Below are 20,005 nucleotides of genomic sequence, written 5' to 3' on the forward strand. Positions count from 1 at the left end.
ATAAAGGCAAATACCTTTACAATATCAAACTTCAATCCGCCAAAAAATTATGAGTGTATTTGCCTTAAATAGAAATGAAATTCGCTGTGTGCAGTGCAAAGAGTTTCACAAAGAAAATTACCAAGTAGGAATATGCGATTTTTGTTTTGAAAAAAACAATAACTACTCTACCGTCGTACCAAGTAAAAATCTATATCAGGAAATAGATTTCTACAGCCCATTTCCTGTGGATATGAAGGCAAATGGTCTAATTTTGCTGTGGTTAAGCTATTATACTCCACAGAAAGCAATTAAAATGTGGCATAGCATCTTGACGCTTGGGAAAACAGAAGAAAACAACCATTTACTTAGCCCGCAAAAAATCTTTGAAAGATATGCCAAAGCAGCATTACCCGATGTTGCAGAGATTCATGAAGTCATCTGTTGCAAGGTCAGAGTTTGAATAGATAAACTTATGCCCTTTTTAACTCAAAAATACATATCTCAGGCAGAATCCCAATCCTACCGGGGTAGCCTATGAAGCCAAAACCACGATTTACGTAAAGATACTGATTTGCCTTTGTATATAGGTCTGCCCATTCTTCATAAAAATACTGCACAGGACTCCAACGGAAATTGCCTATTTCTATGCCAAACTGCATACCGTGTGTATGCCCTGCCAGCATCAGGTCTATGTCCTCGTACTGCTCCAATACCTCTGCCCGCCAATGACTTGGGTCGTGAGAAAGCAGTATTTTCACGCTTGCCTCGTCTGTATTTTCATAGGCTTTGGCTAAACTCCCATACTTAGGGAAGCGCCCCTTAGCACTCCAATTTTCTATACCCAAAATAGCAATTTTATCTCCGTTTTGGCTAAGGTATCGGCTTTCGTTCATGAGCAAGTTCCAACCCATCAACTTATGCGTAGCTTTCAAATCCTCCAAGTTTTTTCGCTTGGCTTCCGCAGAAGCCCACATTACATAATCGCCGTAGTCATGATTGCCTAAGGTACTATAAACCCCCAGAGGTGCTTTGACTTTGGCAAAAATATCTTGGTAATCTCTCATTTCGCTTGCCTCGTTGTTTACCAAATCACCTGTAAAAAACACTACATCAGGCTTTTCCCTTAGTAGCATTTCTATCCCTCCTTTTACGGCTACTTTGTTAAAAAAGCTACCTGAATGTATATCCGAAAGTTGGGCAAAACGCAAGCCGTCAAAAGATTTGGGCAGATTAGGCAAGTAAAGCGTTTTTCTATGTACTTGATAGTCATGCGCCCCAGAGAGAACGCCATAGCTCATCGTAAGCAAAGGGGTAGTAGCAGCTATCAGACCAGCCTTGCTCAAAAATTCAGAACGAGGTATCAGCTCCTCTCCCTCTGCATTGGTCTGATGAGTTGCCTCTATGATAGTTTCTTTGGTAGGAAAACCCGCAAACTGGTAGTAAACCCACTGTGCCAAGCGAACAAGGTCGTCAATGAGTAAGAACAGTACGGCAAAAACTTTGGAAAAATAAAAAATCACTGACCAAACCAAGACAAAGCGGGTAAAAGTTAGCAAGAATCCGCTACGAGGCACCAAGTTATAGGCAAGTACGCCCAGAATAGTCAATACATTCAACGACCAAAAAGTCCAGTAAATGATTTTAGTAGAAGTCGCATTTTTGTCATCAAAAACAGTTTTAATTGCTTGGAAAACATAAAAATCCACTGCAATTAATAACAAGGTCAAAATCGCAATCGCCACAATTTTATACATTTAAGATTAGAAGATTAGGAAATAAAAAGCAAAAAATAGGCTGATAGCAGGTGGATAGGATTACATTAGCATTAAACTCATATCTTGGTCTAAAAGTTTAATTTACCTCGTCTAAATATCTTTTTTGACATTTTTTAGGAATATGTGGAAGTTGATTTTCTACATTGTTAGAAAATAGATTTTTTAGATGAAAAGAACCCAGTAGGGGTGAGATATGCCACTCCTACGGAGTTCTTTTAGCCTAATGATGTTAGAATTTCTACCAATATACCATTCCTAACGGAATTAAATATTAACTCAAAACAACTTTTTTTAAATCTTTACCCTAAGAAAAGTTGAGCCAATAGATAATCCGCTACCAAAATCGCAATGCAACTGTTGGTAACTGCTTGCGTACTTGCGATGCCTACTTCTAAAGCTCCTCCTGCTGTATAGTACCCCTTGTACGCTGATATAGAGGAAATTAAGAAAGCAAAAGTAAATGATTTGATAAGGGCAAAAGTAACGCTAAATGTTTTAAAACCTTCTCTGATGCCTTGAATGTACTCGGCAGGCGTGTAAAGTTCTAAGACAGTACCCGCCACATACCCCCCTAAGATAGATAAAAAACCTGCTAAAATCACTAAAATAGGATACATGGTAATACAAGCAAAAATCTTGGGCATGACTAAGTAAGAAGCAGAGTTAATCCCCATGACCTCTATGGCATCTACCTGCTCGGTAATGCGCATCGTTCCTAACTGCCCTGCGATGTTAGAACCTACTTTGCCTGCAAATACGATGGCTGTTACTGTAGGGGCGAGTTCCAATAAGGTCATATCCCTCACTACTGTTCCGATAATGTACTTGGGAATCAAGGGACTCACTAAGTTATAGGTAGTTTGTACGGCAGAAACCGCCCCAATGAAGGTAGAAGTAATCACTACGATAGTCAGTGAATCTATGCCGATAAGCATACATTCGTCTATAAAGAGTTGCCAATAAACCTTAAACTTTTCTCTGTTGGTGAAGATTTTATAAAGAAAAATGACATACTTTCCGATAGCTCTCATGTGCTAAAAGGGTTTAATTTCTTTCTAAAAAACAAAGTTAGACTTTTTTCTTTGAACTTTCCCATTCTTCTATCGTCATTCTATAAATATAATCGTCATAGATGACTTCTCGTTTGATGAGGGCTTTTTTAGCAATACTTTCAAATTGGAAACCTGCTTTTTCCAAAACGCGCATAGAGGCTACATTTATAGGGAAAACCCCTGCATAAATCCGCACTAAGCCCAGCTTCTCAAAACCCATTTGGCAAAGTAGCCTAACAGCTTCTGTAGCAATACCTTTACCCCAAAAAGGCTCACCTATCCAATAGCCTATTTCGGCAGATTTTCTGAAAATATCTTGTTGTAATACTAAACCGCACACGCCTGCTAACTTGCTTTGATATCAAATCCCAAAGGTAGTAAGAGGTTCTTGGGTAGAGAGGTAGGCTAAAAAGTTTCTTGCGTCTTGCTCTGTATAGGGCGAAGGGAAAATATCTCGTACCCACATCGCTATTTGGGGGTTGTTGGCTAAGGTAGCCAAGGCTGTTACATCGGCTGAGGTCAATGGGGAAAGTGAGATAAACATAATATTTTCTAATGAGTTTATTTTTACAAACTTACAAACACAAAATTTATTGTAATAACTTTGAAGGCAAGTTTTCAAAATATTCATGCGAGCAAAAGAAATAAACTGTCAGTATCTAATTGTAGGTCAAGGAATTGCAGGCACTACTTTAGCTTATTCTTTACTTAAAAGAAAACAAAATATTTATGTGATAGACGACGGCTACCAACACTCCTCCTCTAAGGTCGCAGTAGGAATGTTCAACCCTATTACAGGAAAGCGCGTAGTCAAAACTTGGAAAGCAGATGTACTTTTCCCGTTTTTACATCATTTTTACCAAGAGTTGGAAAACTTTTTAGGAGTAAAATTTTTTTTTCCTAAGACTATTTATCGCCCTTTTGAAAGTATAGAACAGCAAAATCACGTACTGGGGCAGGCGGCAGAGCAGGCTTTTGCGGATTTTATAGAAATAGATAATAAAGATGAAAAGTACAAAGGCTTTGTTTTCAACGAATTTGGCGGTGCAGAACTCAAACAAGGCGGATACCTTGCAGTAAGCACTATGTTAGAAGCATTCCAAGATTTTTTAAAAAAAGAGCAATTATTTCTACAAACCAATTTTGATGAAAATAACTTGACTGTTCAGCATCAAGATTCGATTATTTGGGAAAATGCACAAACAAGTGTGAAAATCAATGCGAAAAAAGTTATTTTTTGCAGAGGCATTCAAGATGGGGAAAGTCGCTTTTGGAAGGCTTTGCCTTTTCGGGCAGTCAAAGGCGAAGTTTTAACAGGACATTTTCAAGAACAGTTAGCCTTTGAGGAAATCATCAATCGCTCAGGCTGGGTAATTCCTTTTGGCAATAATACCTACAAAGCAGGTTCTACTTACGATTGGGATGATACAAGTTTGGAAATCACTGAAAAAGCTAAAAATGAGATTTTAGACAAAGTAAACAAACTTATCAAATTCCCTTTTGCTTGCACACATCAAGAGGCAGGTTTGCGACCTACTACCACAGACCGCCGCCCACTCATAGGGCTACACCCTTTGTATGCTAATGTAGGCTTATTCAATGGTTTAGGCACAAAAGGGGTAATGCTTGCTCCTTATTTTGCTGATGCTTTCTGCGACTATTTGTTAGAAGGGAAAACATTGGAGGCAGAAGTAAGTGTGTTAAGATTCTTGGACACAAGTTTACAAAATTAAAATGAGCATATCTTTACTGCTTTAAGTCTCTCTCCGTCAATTTTTTATGATGCTCTACATGATAAATTGTAAAATACATCATCTCTCGAATTGTCAGTTTTCCTAACAAAGGGTGAGGTAAAATATACTTGTCTAATTCATCTTCTGTAAAATTGTCAATTCGTTGGTTTAAGATGACTATTTCTTTTTGTAGTGCATTAGTCAATTTATCTCTCCTATCAAGACTTACACTTTTAGGAATAAACCTACCTGTTGCTCTGCCCCCATTTTCTAACTTTTGTAAGTATTTTTTCACCAATTCATCATACGTTTTACTCTGCCTGTTTGCTTTCCCCCATATAAGTCTGAACAACAATTTAGGAAAGCCTAAAATTTGTCTTACAGGTCTAACGCCGAGATATATATGCTCAAGCTGCTGTCCGGGTGTCCATTTACTATTTTTGCTCAATAGAAACTCCTCCGCAGTCAGGCTACCAATATAATCGACAAAGGTCTTGTGATTATCAGATAAAAGGAGTTTAATCGCCTGTTTATTCATAGTTTTTGTGTTATCTACTTCTGCGACTTTATATATACCACAAATATATTTAAACCTATATAAACTCAAAAATTTCCATTGGCTTTAACAAAATAAGAAAATCCTCACTTAGCCTTTTTCTTTTCGTATAGTATCAAAAATCCCCAAGCTGCTCCACTTGCTATTCCACTAAACGCAAAGGGGAGAACAAAACCATAAGAAATATTGGCAAGCCAACCACTCAGCAAAGCTCCTAAACCAATACCTATCTCTAAGGCAATGTAGGTAGTAGCTACTGCCTTGCCTATTTTTTCCTTGTCGCAAAGGTCTATCGTCCAAGCAAACAAAGTAGGCATACCCATGCCCAAACCTAATCCATACAAACCTCCTGCCAACAAGAATGAAATGCTATGGTCTGCCCAAGCCGTCCAAATCATTGCCAATAGGATAATAAAAGCAGAGAATTTTAAAATGCCCAATCTGCCGTACCTATCGGAGGCTTTTCCTGCTAAAAAACGAGCAAGCAAAGAAGTAGAGGTCATGACAGCAAAGTAGAGTCCTTTGTTAGCAATTCCCAAATCTTGGCTTTTGTCTGGCGCAAGGGTAAGCACTGCTCCATAGGCTATTTCAATCAAAATCATGGCAATAGCCACAGGAAATACTTTGGGTTCTACCACTTCATTAGCCTCTATTTTTAGTAGCTTGATTTGGAATTGCTCTTTGGTAGTCAAAGTTTCTTTCATCTGATAAAAAATCAATACAGCAATAAAAGCAAGAAAAGAAGAAGCATAAAACATTGCGTTCAAGCCATAAGCCTGAGCAATAGCACTCCCAATGACAGGGGCAAGGGCATTGCCTACGCTTCCTGTCAGACTGTGCAAACCAATGGCTTCACCTCTGCGAGAGGCAGGAATAATGTCTGCTAAGTAGGCGGCTGTACCTGTGGGAGTAAATCCCGTAGAAAAGCCATGTACCAGCCTTAAAAGGAAAAATGCCCAAATGGTACTTAGAATTGGATAAACCAAAGAGCAAACTACACAAACTGCTACACCAAAAATCATCACAGGGATTCTCCCCACAGTATCTGCTAATTTACCGCTAAAGGGACGCGACGCCCCTGCCGTAAGTGTGAAAAGTGAGATGATAAGTCCCTTGTAATCTGCACCTCCTAAGTTACTCAGAAAAGCAGGCAGTTCAGGAATCATCATGTTAAAACTAAGGAAAAATAAAAAACTGCTCAGGCTAAGCAGTCCAAACTGAACGGTGTAAAAACTTTCTTCTTTCAAAGTAAATAGTCAATTTGATAAAATAAATAACGAGCGGCTTCTTATCTAACCTACAAAAATATTAGATTTCTACAAGAATCTATATTTTCTACATTTTAAAGTTTGTATGAGTAGAAAAACTATCTTTGTAAAATCGCTTCAAAGATTTTTCTAATATGCTTTTATTTTTCAAGGAAAACATCTCTCCAAAGGGAATCAGTTACTTAGACGAAGACGAATCAAAGCACTGCATCAAAGTATTGCGATTAGTCAAGGGAGATTTTTTATACCTTACCAACGGCAAAGGTGCCTTAGCCAAAGCACAAATAAGCCAGCCAAACCCTAAAAAGTGTGAAATAGAAATCGTTGATTATCAATTTACAGAAAATAATAAATCTTTTTACACTCACTTAGCTACCGCCCCAACTAAAAATGCAGAACGCATAGAGTGGTTGGTAGAGAAATGCGTAGAAATGGGCATAGACGAAATTTCTTTTGTGATGACTAAACACACAGAGAGAAGCCATTTTAATACAGAAAGAATCGAGAAAAAAGCCATTACTGCACTCAAACAATCTTTGCAAACATGGCTTCCCAAAATCAATCCACCTATGGATTTTACTAAGTTTATCGAGCAAAGAACTGAAAGCCAAAAATTTATTGCTTATGTAGATAATGAGAATACTCAAACACTTTTCAAAGCGGCAAAGGCAAATCAGCATTACTGTATATTGATAGGACCGGAAGGGGATTTTAGCAAAGAAGAACTACAAACAGCATTAGAGAATGGTTTTCAAAAAGTTAGCTTGGGACAGAACCGCCTAAGAACAGAAACCGCAGGTTTGGTAGCATGTTGCACTTTGAATATGTTGAATGAGTAGGAAAGTTTAATGCGAATGTAATTTTTATTTTTGTTTAGATGCTTATGAGAAATTTTCTTTCTAAGTTCAGGCAGCTTTCCGAAGAGGAAATCACATATTTTGAATCCTTAGGAATCACGCGAAAGGAAAAAGCCAAAACTTTGATTTTTAACGCTGATAAGCCTTTCTCCAAACTTTTCTTTATTCATTCAGGAATCATTAGAGCATACAGGCTTATAGACGGGGAAGATTATTCGTATTATTTTTTTACAAATAATGAATTTGCTGTAGATTTTCAAAGTTTTCTCACCGAAGCGGATAGTCCTTTATATTTTGAAACCCTAACTGAAACCGAATACACTGAATTCTCAAAAAAAGATATTCTTTCTTTGTACGACAAGTATCCAATTTTTGAACGTTTAGGGCGAGTCATGGCAGAGCAGGCATATCTAAGTGCAGCAGAACGTTTGAAACAACATCAAACAGATGATTTGAAAACTCGCTATCTCAAACTTATTTCTCGCAACCCCACCCTCTTTCAGGCAATTCCCCAGCATTATATTGCTTCTTACTTAGGCGTAAAACCTCAAAGTCTAAGCCGCATTAGAGCAGAAATAGCAGGTAAACTTTATTAGTTCACCTATGTGAATGTATAGCTTGATAGGTTTACAGAAATTTGTACTGTTCAGTTTTAATTATTTTACCATTTAAACAGTACCATCATGAAAGCATCAACTCAACGCAGCCTTACAAGATGGCTGCATATCATCGTAGGAAGCACCATTGCCACTTACATCTATTCCCCTTGGGGTGAGGTTCTTGTTTTTCAGCTGCTTACAAAAGTTGTTTTGATTCCACTCACAGCTATTACAGGTTTATGGCTGTGGAAAGGGCATCTTGTACGAAGAGGTTTTACAAAATCAGATAAAATAGTTACCCCTGTCATGTTGCTGCTATTGCTTTCTACCCCTACCCTATCAGCGCAGCAACGAGACTATGCTAATGTCGACTCTCGAGCAGTTCCAACTTCATTATGTTGGGGCGCAGAGTTTAGTCCTATTGGAGCAGGAGTGTTCAGACTTGCTCAGGGTAAGATTACTTATGCCTTAAATCCCACCAAACAATTCCAAACTGAGTTGGGTCTGGGTTATCTCATACAACCAGCCTCCCAAGCAAAAATGAGTGAAGCCTTCAATAAAGATGGGCTTTACTCTGCTTACATGGCATCTATAGCCGTTCGCCAGTACTTTTGGAGGGGGCTGCATTTTGAAGAAGTAATTAACTTTGGGAAAGGGAGTATCAGCAATAGCAAAGTAGATGGCAAAAATTACCATGCCTTTGTCGTATTTACTCAAACCTTTTTAGGCTACAAGTTCAATTTGTTTAGGAGAGAAAAATTCTCATTCTTTATTATTGGACAGTGCGGTTTTGGCTATGTACCTCTTAATACTAACCAATGGCCTCGCACTAATAGCACACAAATATATGGACTTGGCGATTTGAAAATAGGAGTTAATTTTTAAGACATAATCATTATGAATCATCTGTTAGACCAACAAATCATAGAGAAAGCCAAGCGAAGAATCGGTTTTAAAATACATTTTACCATTTTTCTATTACTGTTTCCTATAAATTGGCTGATTTGGATACTTACCGACACAACGTACTTATGGCCTGTTTGACCTTCCTTAGGCTGGGGGTTAGGAGTTTTATTCCACTGGATAGGAGTATATCATGCAGACAAGTTATTTTCTATTGACAAAGAGATAAAAAGACTGATATAACAATAGCAAAATATCAGGCTGATAAACATGAATTTATCAGCCTGATTTGGTGTTATTGGCAATAAAATAACTCATAGAATGAAAAATAATCACCTGCTCATACAATTCATCAAAAATACCTATCCTATTTCAGATTATGCTGCTGCACTCATCGCAGATAATTTTGAAAGGATTACTTATACAAAACATACCTTGATGCTAAAAGAAGGAAAAATAAACTCTGATTATTTATACCTTGAAAGTGGCTATATGCGTTCTTATGTTCTTGATACAGAGGGTAATGAAGTAACTACTAATATTTTTAAGCCTAATCAAATGGTTTTTGAAGTAGCTTCCTATTTTCAACGAAAACCCTCAAAAGAAAATATCGAGACTATTACTGAATGTACCGCTTGGGGAGGGAAATATGAGAGTTTTCAAAAACTTTTTCACTCTTTGCCAGAATTTAGAGAGTTTGGTAGGGCTGTTTTAGTAAAAGGTTTTATTTCATTCAAAGAAAGAACTATCTCAATGATAACTGAAAAAGCAGAACAACGCTATGAAAAACTATTGAGCGAAAGTCCAGATATACTCCAATACGTGCCTCTCAAATACATTGCCTCTTACTTAGGCATTACGGATAGTTCCCTAAGCCGCCTGCGAAAAGATTTTTTGCGAAAGTAATTTCTTGTCATTTGTCAAGTAGTTTTTCTTGATAACCTAAGAAATTTGTATAAACTAAAATTTAAAAGTTTATGCAAACAATAGCTTTTCAGAAAAACAATGTAGAAAGAAGAATCACCCTTATAGTTGTTTTTTGGGGCATTGCCAGTTTTTTATTGGGTTATTATGGCTTTTTCGCATCGATCCCCAGACCTATATTTGGAGGAGTGGTAGTTAGTATCTTAATAATACTCATCGTTGTTTATCAAAACAATCATACATTCCATGAATTCTGTAATGCTATTCCTTTGAAAGCAATAGCATTATTTCATGCTTGGAGAATTTTCGCAGGTTGGGTATTTCTTTCTTTTAGTGGGGTACTCTCCGAAACCTTTATCAATAATGCTTCTTATGGTGATATTATCTCTGGCTTTTTGGGTCTTGCTGTTTTTGCTCTTGGGCATACCAAACTAAACTACTACATATTTAATATTATTGGCTTGTTAGACTTTGTTTTGGCTGTCGGCACAGGCATCACATTGACTATTTTAGGAGATGACGGCATGAGTCCTATCATCCAATTACCTTTGATAATGATTCCTCTTTTCGGGGTACCATTATCAGGTTTTACGCATTTTATTTCGCTAAGTAGATTGCTAAAAATGAAACATAAAAACTTAACAGACATCATGGAGTAACTATGAGCCAAGAATTAAAAAAATTAGCCACATTTGGGATAATCATTAGTTTCTTGACCTCTGCTTATGTATCATTTTTAGGTACTGTTTTGCGACAAGGTTTTGGAACTGAAAATTTTGTAAATAACTGGATGCTTCTAATCCCCAAAGCCTATTTTACTGTTTTACCTTTTGTTCTTATTACAGGTCCTTTGGTAAGAAAATTGGTAGATTGGCTATTTGCCAAGTACGCTAAAAAATAAAGACATATCCCTGCTGGCGTTTATTCACTGACAGCAGGGATTTCCCTATTAGCCTGCATTTGCAAGGTGGACATTCTTTATTGAGGATTTGTAATCCGACTACCCCCTCGAACTCGGCACGAAGAACTTGGCTTATAGGCAGATGGCAAACCTATCTCTTACCTACTGCCTTATATACCACAGAACGCAAGTACGGTCTTTCATGGGTTAAATCCGTAATTTGTCTATATCAAATGGACAAAGTTCTTCAATCTTTAAGATAAAGTTCTTATTTTTGCTTTTGACAAATATGCTTAACCTAATCAGTGAATTGGCATGAAGATAAAAACTTTATCACTTTTTTGTATTATATGTAGTCTATTACTCACCAACCATGTTGCGGCTCAGTGGAGTTTGCGTTCCCCGCGTCAAACTATAGAAACTCACCTCAAGTATCTTTCTGAAGAGTACCAAACTAAAAGTAATGCTTGGCGATATGCACTTTATTCCTCTTATGCGCTTAACAACCCAAACTTAAGCAAGCAAGCCCGCAAAGACCTCCAACACAGAGCAGTATTGCTCAAAGAAATTTATGAAGGTTTAGGCGAATACATTGTTTTTGAGGACATTCCTGACAACCCTAATTATATGGACACTACTCAGGGACGCAAAAATGTTTATACTGTGGTCAGTAGGTTAGGTGTAGATATTTACTTGGAAAAAATCAATGGCAATTGGTATTATTCTAAGGAAACCGTGGAGAATATTCCCCTTATGTACCAAACAGTTTTTCCCTTGCAGATAGAAAAATATTTAGGAGTAAGCATAGAAGCAGGCGAAAAATACTTAGGACTGACCTTTTATCAGTACATAGGAATTGCTGTGTTGTTGATTATCAGCTTTTTCTTATTTAAAATTATTCAGTTTTTTGTGGAGTTTGTCTTGGCAAAAGTTTTTAGACAAAAAGACAAAGGAGAGGTTTTTGTTTCTTACCTTGTTCAGATTGCTCGCCCTCTGAGTCTGGCTTTTTTAATTACCTTTTTGCGTATTTTAGTAAGAGCTTTGCAACTGCCCTTAGAGTATTCTTATTTCATTCAACATTTTTTTGACATTGCCCAAATCGTATTTCTTACTTATGTTGCTTACAAAGCGGTCAATATTTTAGGCTTTTATTTGGACGCTTGGTCGCAAAGACCCAATAACACGCTCAATCTCCAATTTAACGCCTTGCTTAGAAAAACATTGAGAATTTTAGTCGTCATTTTTGGTGTTTGGGCTTTTACAGAAACTATTGGGTGGAATATTACAGGTATTATCGCAGGTTTGTCCTTAGGCGGTTTGGCAGTAGCTTTGGCGGCACAGGATACGCTTAAGAACGTATTTGGCTCTATGATGATTCTCTTGGATAAGCCATTCAAGATTGGTGATTGGATAGTTACTGACGGAATAGAAGGTAAAGTGGAGGAGATAGGTTTTCGCTCTACCCGTATTCGCACTTTTTATAATTCTGTGATTACTGTTTCTAATGCCAAAATTACAGATATGAAAATAGACAATATGGGTATTAGAGAAATGATTCGCTACCGAACTCGCATTTCCATTACTTATGATACTCCTCCCACTTTGATAGAAGCCTATATAGAGGGTATCAGAGAAATCGTCAAGGCACACCCATATACCAATAAAGAAAATTTCATGGTCTTTTTACACGATTTTGCCGCTTCTTCTTTGGATATTCTTTTAATTATTCATTTTCTTACTCCAGAAGTTTCCCAAGAGTTTGCTTGGCGACAGGAAATTTTGCTAAAAGTCATACACTTAGCTGATTTCTTAGGGGTTAGATTTGCTTTTCCTACTTCTACTATACACATAGAAAGCATGGTAGGGCAAGGCTCTATGATAGACAATACCAAGCTAAGTAAAGAGGCTTACCAAGCCAAAATCCAAGAGTTTTTGAAACAATATGAGGAGAAAGTGGAAGCGAATGAGTAAATTGTTTCTGTAATCAATTCTTACCTCAACTTACATCTTCTATTCCAATGATTTTTCCTTCTGCAAAGTAAAAGATAGACTTGCCTTGGAGTAAAAGCCAATCGCCAGCCTTCATACCATTAGGTAAGTCTACCGCCAATTTGCCCTTGTAATCTATCATCACCTCAACTTTATCCTCTTCGTTAACAAGTTGTTTTATTTGCTGCTCTCTTTCTATAAAAAATCTTTTTGCTTGTTCTGCTTGAACTTTGAAAGTGTCTTTTCCTTTGGTTTCAAGGGTAAGCTCTCCATTAGAAATATTCTTAAAGTGAATCTCCTCGTGCAAGTTGGCTAACATTCCAGCAATATCAAAGTGGTTATAAGCATCTATGTACTTCCTGATTTGTTTTTCTTTTTCTTGTGTGGTCATTTAGCGTATCATTGTATAAGTTTTTGCAAAATTTTTTCTTGTAAATAGCCCCGCAAAATTAATTTATAAATATTCATTAAAGCGTTGATTATTAGTATTTTGTGTTAATTCATAACTTATATAATGCATAACTACTTACAATTTTCTCAAATATCATGATTATTTTTCAATTAAAGGTTCAAAATTCCTCATAGAATTTACTTGTATGCTTGATATACAAGCTATTCATTAGGGGACTTAGGCATCTCAAATTATTTTGACCACAAAAAAAACAGATTTGATAAAAGTACAGCGATTTTATCATAGTTTTGTAAGCGGAAAATAACGCAGAATCATAGCTTATGCTCACTCGTTTATTCATTAAGAACTATGCTTTAATTAAGGAGTTGGAAATTAATCCCTCAGCCAAACTCAACATCATTACAGGTGAAACAGGGGCAGGAAAATCTATCATGCTGGGAGCGATTGGCTTGCTACTTGGCAATAGAGCCGATGTACGTGTACTTTTTGATGAAGAAGAAAAATGCGTAATTGAGGGAGACTTCCAAATTGGGGCTTATAAACTCCAATCTGTTTTCAAGGAAGCAGACTTGGATTTTTCTGAGGAATGTAGCATCAGGAGGGAAATCAGCCCCAATGGCAAATCTCGTGCTTTTATTAATGATACCCCTGTGAACTTAGAAGTCTTAGAGTTGGTAACTTCTCGCCTGATGGATATTCACTCACAGCACGATACGCTTCAGTTAGGTTCTAATGAGTTCCAACTGGCTATTGTAGATAATTATGCTCAAAATCAGAATTATAGAGAAACTTACTATCAAGCCTATCAAGCCTATACCAAAGCAGAAAGTGCATACAAAAAACTGCTTGCCGAAGCAGAACAAGCTCGCAAAGAGCAGGACTACAATGTATTCCTTTTGGAGGAGTTAAACAAAATCAAGTTAGACCTAATCAATCAAACAGAGTTAGAGCAGGAGTTGGAAGTTCTTGAAAATGCAGAAGCTATCAAAACCAAACTCAATTTGGTGCTTTCTTTTCTTACCAATGATGAGCAAGGAGCAGAGAGTATTTTGCGCTCTGCCCTCGTAGAACTGCGTCAATTAGAAAACTATGCACCTCGTTTCCAACAGCTTTCAGAGAGAGCAAATAGCCTGTTTATTGAGTTAAAAGACATCATTGGAGAAATAGAAAGAGAGGAAGAAAAGACCTTTTTAGACGAGGAGAGAATTGTACAAATCAAAGAAACTCTTAATCTTATTTATTCCCTTCAAAAAAAGCATTACAAAACTTCTGTAGAAGAACTGATAGGACTTCGAAATGAGCTAACAGAAAAGGTAAACAGAGTGCTGAATTTAGATGAAGATATAGAAAAACTACGCCAACAAAAAGACCAAGCCTATCAAACTTTGTTGGAAATAGCGGAAATTTTGAGCAGTTCGCGCAAGGAAGTGATAGAAAAGATAGAACAAGAAGTCGACAATCTACTCAAAGAATTGGGAATGCCTAATGCTCACCTCTCTATACAACTTGCTGATACTGCCCCACAACCCTCAGGCGCAAACCAAGTAAGTTTTCTTTTCAGTGCCAATAAAGGAGTAAAGCCTGATACCTTGAAAAATGTAGCTTCTGGCGGGGAATTTTCTCGCTTGATGTTGTGTATCAAATACATTTTAGCAGGAAAAACCGCCTTACCTACTATTATTTTTGATGAAATAGATACAGGCATCTCTGGAGAAATCGCTATCAAAGTAAGTAAAATGATGAAAGAAATGGCAAAAAGGCATCAACTTATCGTGATTAGCCACTTGCCACAAACTGCAGCGAATGGAGATTGTCATTATTTTGTTTACAAAGATGATAGCTCAGAAAGAGCCATTAGCAAAATTAAAAAACTCAACGAACAGGAAAGATTAGTAGAGATTGCTCAGATGATAGGCGGAGCGAATCCCAGCCCTACAGCTTTGCAAAGTGCTAAGGAACTTTTATCTTTGTACTAAGCAGTATCTACTTCGCCTCTGAGATTTTGTATAATTCCACATTGGAAATCAAAGGACAAGCTTTGGATTCCAAGATGTTGATTTTTATTTTTGAGGTACTAATGTCAGGGAGATTGACTATGCGTTTGTTACCGATAGTTGTTTCTTGGGCTACTTTTTCCCAAGCATTATTTTTCCATACTTCGATAGAAAAAGACTTTACACGCTGTCCTAAGGTTATAAATTCTTGTATCACAAGCGTATTGATTGGTTTTTCTTTTTGTAAATCTATTTCTAAACTTCCAGTGGTAACTTGGTCATCAGTAGCCCAATAAGTTTTTGGGTCGCCATCCGTAACCTTATTGCCGTCAAAGTTATCATCATTTGCTCTGTAAGCACTTGCAATGACAGATGTGCCTTTGGCTAAGTTATTGGCAAAAGATTCATCTAAGTATTTTCTTAACTTCACCAGAGCAATAGAATCGTTTTCATGCACTAAGCCTCGTCTATCCACCGGTAGATTGAGTAAAAGATTGGCATTCCTTCCCACAGAGCTGAAGTAGATTTCTACTAATTGGGGGAGCGTTTTGACTTTATCGTCTTGGTCAGCATGATAGTACCAACCCGGGCGTATAGAAACATCGCACTCCGCAGGAATCCAGTGTGTACCGTCTTCGTGTCCAGAGGTCAGTTCTTTGTACTGAGGGTATCCCGGATACACTTTATCTCCGTTGAGTGTTCCCCAATTAGTAGGATTGGCAAAACCATTTTCGTTGCCTACCCAGCGTACATCGGGACCTCCATCACTAAAAATACAAGCATTGGGCTGATAGGTTCTTACTACCTCTATAAAACCTTTCCAGTCATATTCTTGCTTTTTGCCATTAGGTCCTTCGCCGTTTGCCCCATCAAACCAAACCTCGAAAATATCGCCGTAGCTTGTAAGGACTTCTTTGAGTGTGTTTTTGAAAACCTCATTGTACTCAGGAGTGCCGTAAGTGGGGTGATTCCTGTCCCAAGGCGAAAGATAAACGCCCATCTTTAAGCCATATTTCTTACAGGCTTCAGAAAGTTCCTTGACCACATCTCCTTGCCCATTTTTCCAAGTGCTATTTTTTACAGAATGTTCAGTGTATTTGCTTGGGAATAAGCAAAATCCATCATGGTGTTTTACGGTTAGGATAATGCCTTTCATGCCTGCTTGTTTGCAGATTCTTGCCCATTGCTCACAATCTAACTGAGTAGGATTGAATGTATTAGGATTTTCAGTACCATGTCCCCATTCTTCATTGGTAAAAGTATTCATATTAAAATGCACAAAAGCATAGTATTCCAAGTCATGCCAAGCTAACTGGCGCTGAGAGGGTACTGCTCCAAAAGGAGTAGGCGGCATAGCTTCCTTGTCTTTGCAAGCAAAAAGTAAAAAAAGGAAAGAAAAAATAAGTGAGGTTCTTTTCATATTTTATTTTGATTATTGGTCTAATGATTTTACACCTTTCTCAAATCCAGCGTATAAGGATACTCTGGATTGATTTCATCTTTAGGGTCAGTAGGTACAAACTTGGGCTGTAAGTCTATGCCTTTGGCTTCCACTCTGCCTATGCTACTGCCTGTGGCTTGTGGCGCATAGATGGGTTCTTGGTACTGCTCATAGTTGTAGTTCCAAAAACGACTGATTCTTCTTGACTCTGCCTCGTAGGAATTGACAGGGAAAACGTCATAACTTCTGCCCCCGGGATGCGATACAAAATAGGTACAGCCACCAATGGAACGCTTATTCCATGTATCATAAATATCAAATACCAAAGGCGACTGCACAGGAATAGTAGGGTGCAAGGCTGACCAAGGTTGCCATGCCTTGTATCTTACGCCTGCTACATACTCCCCATGAACTCCTGTGCTTTTCAATGGAACGCCTCTCCTGTTGCAAACTAATATGTAACGACTATCTGTCAAACCATTGATTTTCAATTGGATACGTTCTACTGAAGAATCCACATAGCGGGCAGTTCCTTGACTTGTTGCTTCCTCACCAAGTACATGCCAAGGCTCTATTGCCATGCGCAGTTCTATAGAAATGTCACCAATCTGTACTGTACCATAATGGGGAAAACGAAACTCAAAGAAAGCATCAAACCAAGAAATATCAAAGCCGTAACCTGCTCTTTGTAAGTCTTCTACGACCTCTTTCATGTCTGTAAAATTGTAATGAGGAAGCATGAACTTGTCGTATAGCTCTGTCCCCCAACGCACCAATTTGTGCTTATACGGTTTTTCCCAAAAGTGGGCAATTAAGGCTCTTATTAGGAGCATCTGTACTAAACTCATGCGGTAATGTGGGGGCATATCAAAACCTCTGAACTCCACAATGCCCAATCTTCCCGAAGCAGAATCAGGTGAGTACAACTTATCAATGCAAAACTCTGCCCTATGCGTATTACCTGTAATATCGGTTAAAAGATGACGAAAAAGCCTGTCAGTGAGCCAGAAAGGAACTTCCCTATTTTCAGGAATTTGACTAAAAGCAATTTCTAATTCATACAAATTTTCCATGCGTCCCTCGTCTATGCGCGGAGCTTGGCTGGTAGGACCTACAAAGGCACTTGAAAATAGATAAGACAAACAGGGGTGGTGCTGCCAATAGGTAAGCAAACTACGCAGTAAATCAGGGCGACGAAGGACAGGGCTGTCCGAAGGCGTTTTTCCGCCAATTGTTACATGATTACCGCCTCCCGTACCTGTATGCCTTCCGTCAATCATAAACTTTTCAGTGCCTAATCGGGCATAGCGAGCTTGCTCATAAAGCAATTCCGTATTTTTCACTAACTCCGCCCAAGAACTCGAGGGGTGAATGTTTACTTCTATGACGCCAGGGTCAGGGGTAACTTTCAGGTTTTCTATGCGCCAGTCTTTAGGCGGTTCATAACCCTCAATGCGTACAGGCATTTTGAGTTCGCTGGCTGTTTTTTCTACTGCCGCAATCAAGTCTAAATATTGCTCTAAATACGAAAAAGGAGGCATGAAAATGTGCAAACGTCCTTCCCTAACTTCTGCACAAATTGCAGTTCTAATGGTGTCAATGAGTTGAGAGTTATAAGTTTTAAGTTTTGGGTTATTTTCCCCTACCCTTGCTTGCGTACCCTTAGACAACTCACTGTTCCTTTCATACTTTTCCACATAGTTTTCTAAAACTTCCTTCTCAGCAAAAAGGTCGTTTTCAGGCATGATTTCTCGCTTTTCTGGCGACAGATAGGGTAGGGAGTTCAAAGGCATACGCAAACCAATCGGAGAATTTCCGGCAATTAAAAATAGATTCCCTCGCCTAAATTCCCACAAGCAAGTTTGCCATCTTCCGTCCCAATCATTCCATTTCAAAGGCAATACATAGCCTACAGGATTGTTTAAACCACCTTGCAAGACGTTTGCTATATTTTGGCGTTGCCAACTGTCTTTGAGGTCATATTCCAAAGGATTTACATTGATAGGTAATTTTTGTTCTTCTAAAATATAGTGTAAGGCATCTTCATAAGCAGCAATAATATGCAATGGATTCACATTCAAAAATTTACAAAGGTGTGTTAAAAATTTCTTGGCATCTTCTTGGGTGTAGCCATAATCTATGCCGTCTTTGGCAGTCCAAGCGTCATTTCGCCAAATAGGCAGCCCATCTTTTCGCCAAAAAAGCCCCAACTGCCATCGGGGGACGGGTTCGCCGGGATACCACTTGCCTTGGCTGTAGTGCAACAAGCCATTTTTTCCAAAAGTATCTCTTAGTCTGAGCAATAAATCTCCTGCCAATTTTCGCTTATGTTCGCCGTCTGCTTTGGTATTCCATTGGGCAGATTCCATGTCATCAATAGAAACAAAAGTAGGTTCACCTCCCATAGTAAGGCGTACATCGCCATTCATTAAGTCCTCATCTACTTGGTAGCCCAATGCCAAGATTTTTTGCCACTGTTCCTCTGTATAAGGTTTAGTAACTCTTGGGTCTTCATGGATTCGCTTTACTATGTTTGCAAACTTAAATTCTTCTGTTTTGCAAGCGGTCATCAAATAGCCTGTTACAGGGGCAGCACTTACATAGTCAGGGGTACAAGCGAGCGGGATATGTCCTTCGCTGGCAAAAAGCCCAGAAGTAGGGTCAAGTCCTATCCACCCTGCGCCTGGGATATATACTTCTACCCATGCGTGTAAGTCTGTAAAATCCTGCTCAGGACCTGAAGGACCGTCTAAGGATTTTATATCCGCAGTAAGCTGTACCAAATAGCCTGAAACAAAGCGTGCCGCTAAGCCCAAGTGCCTCAAAATCTGCACTAAAAGCCATGCAGAATCCCGACAAGAGCCAAGTCGTTTGGTCAAAGTTTCCTCACATGTCTGCACGCCAGCCTCCATGCGAATAGTGTAATTAATATCTCTATGCAGGCGTTGGTTGATAGCTACTAAAAAATCTACCGTTCTGATTTTTTTGCTTGTATCTACTTCTTTGAGCCATTCTTTGAGCAGAGTTCCGTTCTCGGCTACTTCTAAGTATGGGGTAAGTTCTCTTTTTAGTTGATTGTCGTATTGGAAAGGAAACTCATTGGCGTATTCTTCTAAGAAAAAATCAAAGGGATTGATAACCGAAAGTTCAGCAATTACTTCTACATTGACAGCCAATTCGGTAGTAGGCTCAGGGAAAACTACCCTTGCCAAGAAATTGCCAAAAGGGTCTTGTTGCCAATTGATAAAGTATTTTTCAGGTTTGATTTTCAAGGAATACCCTAAAATTTTGGTGCGACTATGCACCGCAGGACGTAAACGAAACACATGAGGGGAAAGGATAACAGGCTTATCGTAGCGATAATAGGTGTCGTGATTGATAGCAATTTTGATAGACATGATAGTTAGTTAGTTTTGAGTTAGGAGTTATGAGTTGCTGTTTTTGTATAGATTTTATGCGTGTGTTGGTAGCAAAGATAAGTAAAATAATGATTTTAGCAAATGTTTGAGTATGCTTTCCATATAAAGCAAAAAATGTATATTCAGAAGTTGAAAGAGTATGAAAAAAAAACATAAGGTGTGATGCAAATATGTCTTTGTAAAAAAATATAACCTCTGAG

The 20,005-nt window shown here is 38.3% G+C and carries 18 protein-coding genes and 1 pseudogene; 10 read left to right on the forward strand and 9 right to left on the reverse strand.

The annotated features are described in order from the left end of the window. The first annotated feature begins 49 nt into the window (after positions 1-49). Positions 50-442: a hypothetical protein gene (locus tag BM141_RS07125; protein ID WP_091542449.1), complete on the forward strand. Its 393-nt coding sequence runs from the start codon at positions 50-52 to the stop codon at positions 440-442. A gap of 10 nt (positions 443-452) precedes the next feature. Here the strand turns inward: BM141_RS07125 and BM141_RS07130 are convergent, their stop codons facing one another. The 4 genes and pseudogenes from BM141_RS07130 to BM141_RS23410 form a co-directional block, all read right to left on the reverse strand. Further along, on the reverse strand, positions 453-1,736 hold the full coding sequence (locus tag BM141_RS07130; RefSeq protein ID WP_091542452.1) for a metallophosphoesterase: 1,284 nt from the start codon (positions 1,734-1,736) through the stop codon (positions 453-455). Between the two features lie 320 nt (positions 1,737-2,056). After that, a complete protein-coding gene (locus BM141_RS07135) occupies positions 2,057-2,788 on the reverse strand; it encodes an MlaE family ABC transporter permease (RefSeq protein WP_091542455.1) in 732 nt (243 codons plus the stop codon). A 37-nt stretch (positions 2,789-2,825) separates the two neighbouring features. Next, positions 2,826-3,155 (reverse strand): annotated as a pseudogene (locus BM141_RS23405) (GNAT family N-acetyltransferase); the annotation flags it as partial. 15 nt (positions 3,156-3,170) lie between these two features. Then, positions 3,171-3,353 carry a GNAT family N-acetyltransferase gene (locus tag BM141_RS23410; protein ID WP_221407640.1) on the reverse strand — a complete coding sequence of 61 codons (183 nt, stop codon included), beginning with the start codon at positions 3,351-3,353 and terminating at the stop codon, positions 3,171-3,173. A gap of 85 nt (positions 3,354-3,438) precedes the next feature. Between BM141_RS23410 and BM141_RS07145 the strand changes: the two genes are divergently transcribed. Next, on the forward strand, positions 3,439-4,542 hold the full coding sequence (locus BM141_RS07145) for an NAD(P)/FAD-dependent oxidoreductase (protein WP_091542459.1): 1,104 nt from the start codon (positions 3,439-3,441) through the stop codon (positions 4,540-4,542). A 13-nt stretch (positions 4,543-4,555) separates the two neighbouring features. Here the strand turns inward: BM141_RS07145 and BM141_RS07150 are convergent, their stop codons facing one another. Continuing rightward, on the reverse strand, positions 4,556-5,080 hold the full coding sequence (locus tag BM141_RS07150) for a DinB family protein (RefSeq protein ID WP_091542676.1): 525 nt from the start codon (positions 5,078-5,080) through the stop codon (positions 4,556-4,558). A gap of 104 nt (positions 5,081-5,184) precedes the next feature. Beyond that, positions 5,185-6,345, reverse strand: a complete 1,161-nt coding sequence (locus BM141_RS07155; protein ID WP_091542462.1) for an MFS transporter — start codon at positions 6,343-6,345, stop codon at positions 5,185-5,187. A gap of 155 nt (positions 6,346-6,500) precedes the next feature. Between BM141_RS07155 and BM141_RS07160 the strand changes: the two genes are divergently transcribed. The 7 genes from BM141_RS07160 to BM141_RS07190 all read left to right on the forward strand — a co-directional run bounded on the left by BM141_RS07160 (position 6,501) and on the right by BM141_RS07190 (position 12,521). Next, entirely contained in the window at positions 6,501-7,205 is a 705-nt protein-coding gene (locus BM141_RS07160) for a 16S rRNA (uracil(1498)-N(3))-methyltransferase (protein WP_091542465.1), read from the forward strand. Positions 7,206-7,249: 44 nt separating this feature from the next. Further along, positions 7,250-7,819 (forward strand): Crp/Fnr family transcriptional regulator, encoded by a 570-nt coding sequence (locus BM141_RS07165; RefSeq protein WP_177217295.1) that lies wholly within the window; start codon positions 7,250-7,252, stop codon positions 7,817-7,819. 87 nt (positions 7,820-7,906) lie between these two features. Further along, entirely contained in the window at positions 7,907-8,707 is an 801-nt protein-coding gene (locus BM141_RS07170) for a hypothetical protein (RefSeq protein ID WP_091542471.1), read from the forward strand. A gap of 339 nt (positions 8,708-9,046) precedes the next feature. After that, a complete protein-coding gene (locus tag BM141_RS07175) occupies positions 9,047-9,631 on the forward strand; it encodes a Crp/Fnr family transcriptional regulator (protein WP_091542474.1) in 585 nt (194 codons plus the stop codon). 71 nt (positions 9,632-9,702) lie between these two features. Further along, a complete protein-coding gene (locus BM141_RS07180) occupies positions 9,703-10,308 on the forward strand; it encodes a hypothetical protein (RefSeq protein WP_091542477.1) in 606 nt (201 codons plus the stop codon). Between the two features lie 2 nt (positions 10,309-10,310). Further along, positions 10,311-10,550 carry a DUF2798 domain-containing protein gene (locus tag BM141_RS07185; protein ID WP_091542479.1) on the forward strand — a complete coding sequence of 80 codons (240 nt, stop codon included), beginning with the start codon at positions 10,311-10,313 and terminating at the stop codon, positions 10,548-10,550. 315 nt (positions 10,551-10,865) lie between these two features. Further along, complete coding sequence (locus BM141_RS07190) at positions 10,866-12,521, forward strand: mechanosensitive ion channel family protein (RefSeq protein WP_091542482.1); 1,656 nt, start codon at positions 10,866-10,868, stop codon at positions 12,519-12,521. Between the two features lie 25 nt (positions 12,522-12,546). Here BM141_RS07190 and BM141_RS07195 read toward each other — a convergent pair whose 3' ends face one another. Continuing rightward, positions 12,547-12,930 carry a nuclear transport factor 2 family protein gene (locus BM141_RS07195; protein ID WP_091542485.1) on the reverse strand — a complete coding sequence of 128 codons (384 nt, stop codon included), beginning with the start codon at positions 12,928-12,930 and terminating at the stop codon, positions 12,547-12,549. A gap of 341 nt (positions 12,931-13,271) precedes the next feature. Here BM141_RS07195 and recN point away from each other — a divergent pair, with 341 nt between their 5' ends. Next, on the forward strand, positions 13,272-14,927 hold the full coding sequence (gene recN, locus BM141_RS07200; RefSeq protein ID WP_091542487.1) for a DNA repair protein RecN: 1,656 nt from the start codon (positions 13,272-13,274) through the stop codon (positions 14,925-14,927). A gap of 7 nt (positions 14,928-14,934) precedes the next feature. Here recN and BM141_RS07205 read toward each other — a convergent pair whose 3' ends face one another. Further along, positions 14,935-16,365, reverse strand: a complete 1,431-nt coding sequence (locus BM141_RS07205) for an alpha-L-fucosidase (RefSeq protein WP_091542489.1) — start codon at positions 16,363-16,365, stop codon at positions 14,935-14,937. A gap of 29 nt (positions 16,366-16,394) precedes the next feature. Then, the gene (locus BM141_RS07210) at positions 16,395-19,784 is read right to left on the reverse strand and encodes a transglutaminase family protein (RefSeq protein WP_091542492.1); all 3,390 of its coding nucleotides are present in this window, start codon (positions 19,782-19,784) and stop codon (positions 16,395-16,397) included. Positions 19,785-20,005 lie beyond the last annotated feature (221 nt).

The organism is Thermoflexibacter ruber (genome assembly GCF_900113045.1).
Taxonomy (GTDB): Bacteria; Bacteroidota; Bacteroidia; order Cytophagales; family Thermoflexibacteraceae; genus Thermoflexibacter; species Thermoflexibacter ruber.

Coding starts and splice junctions, on each gene's coding strand:
- BM141_RS07125 (WP_091542449.1), top strand. CDS start 50: ATGAGTGTATTTGCCTTAAATAGAAATGAAATTCGCTGTGTGCAGTGC.
- BM141_RS07130 (WP_091542452.1), bottom strand. CDS start 1,736: ATGTATAAAATTGTGGCGATTGCGATTTTGACCTTGTTATTAATTGCA.
- BM141_RS07135 (WP_091542455.1), bottom strand. CDS start 2,788: ATGAGAGCTATCGGAAAGTATGTCATTTTTCTTTATAAAATCTTCACC.
- BM141_RS23410 (WP_221407640.1), bottom strand. CDS start 3,353: ATGTTTATCTCACTTTCCCCATTGACCTCAGCCGATGTAACAGCCTTG.
- BM141_RS07145 (WP_091542459.1), top strand. CDS start 3,439: ATGCGAGCAAAAGAAATAAACTGTCAGTATCTAATTGTAGGTCAAGGA.
- BM141_RS07150 (WP_091542676.1), bottom strand. CDS start 5,080: ATGAATAAACAGGCGATTAAACTCCTTTTATCTGATAATCACAAGACC.
- BM141_RS07160 (WP_091542465.1), top strand. CDS start 6,501: ATGCTTTTATTTTTCAAGGAAAACATCTCTCCAAAGGGAATCAGTTAC.
- BM141_RS07165 (WP_177217295.1), top strand. CDS start 7,250: ATGAGAAATTTTCTTTCTAAGTTCAGGCAGCTTTCCGAAGAGGAAATC.
- BM141_RS07170 (WP_091542471.1), top strand. CDS start 7,907: ATGAAAGCATCAACTCAACGCAGCCTTACAAGATGGCTGCATATCATC.
- BM141_RS07175 (WP_091542474.1), top strand. CDS start 9,047: ATGAAAAATAATCACCTGCTCATACAATTCATCAAAAATACCTATCCT.
- BM141_RS07180 (WP_091542477.1), top strand. CDS start 9,703: ATGCAAACAATAGCTTTTCAGAAAAACAATGTAGAAAGAAGAATCACC.
- BM141_RS07185 (WP_091542479.1), top strand. CDS start 10,311: ATGAGCCAAGAATTAAAAAAATTAGCCACATTTGGGATAATCATTAGT.
- BM141_RS07190 (WP_091542482.1), top strand. CDS start 10,866: ATGAAGATAAAAACTTTATCACTTTTTTGTATTATATGTAGTCTATTA.
- BM141_RS07195 (WP_091542485.1), bottom strand. CDS start 12,930: ATGACCACACAAGAAAAAGAAAAACAAATCAGGAAGTACATAGATGCT.
- recN (WP_091542487.1), top strand. CDS start 13,272: ATGCTCACTCGTTTATTCATTAAGAACTATGCTTTAATTAAGGAGTTG.
- BM141_RS07205 (WP_091542489.1), bottom strand. CDS start 16,365: ATGAAAAGAACCTCACTTATTTTTTCTTTCCTTTTTTTACTTTTTGCT.
- BM141_RS07210 (WP_091542492.1), bottom strand. CDS start 19,784: ATGTCTATCAAAATTGCTATCAATCACGACACCTATTATCGCTACGAT.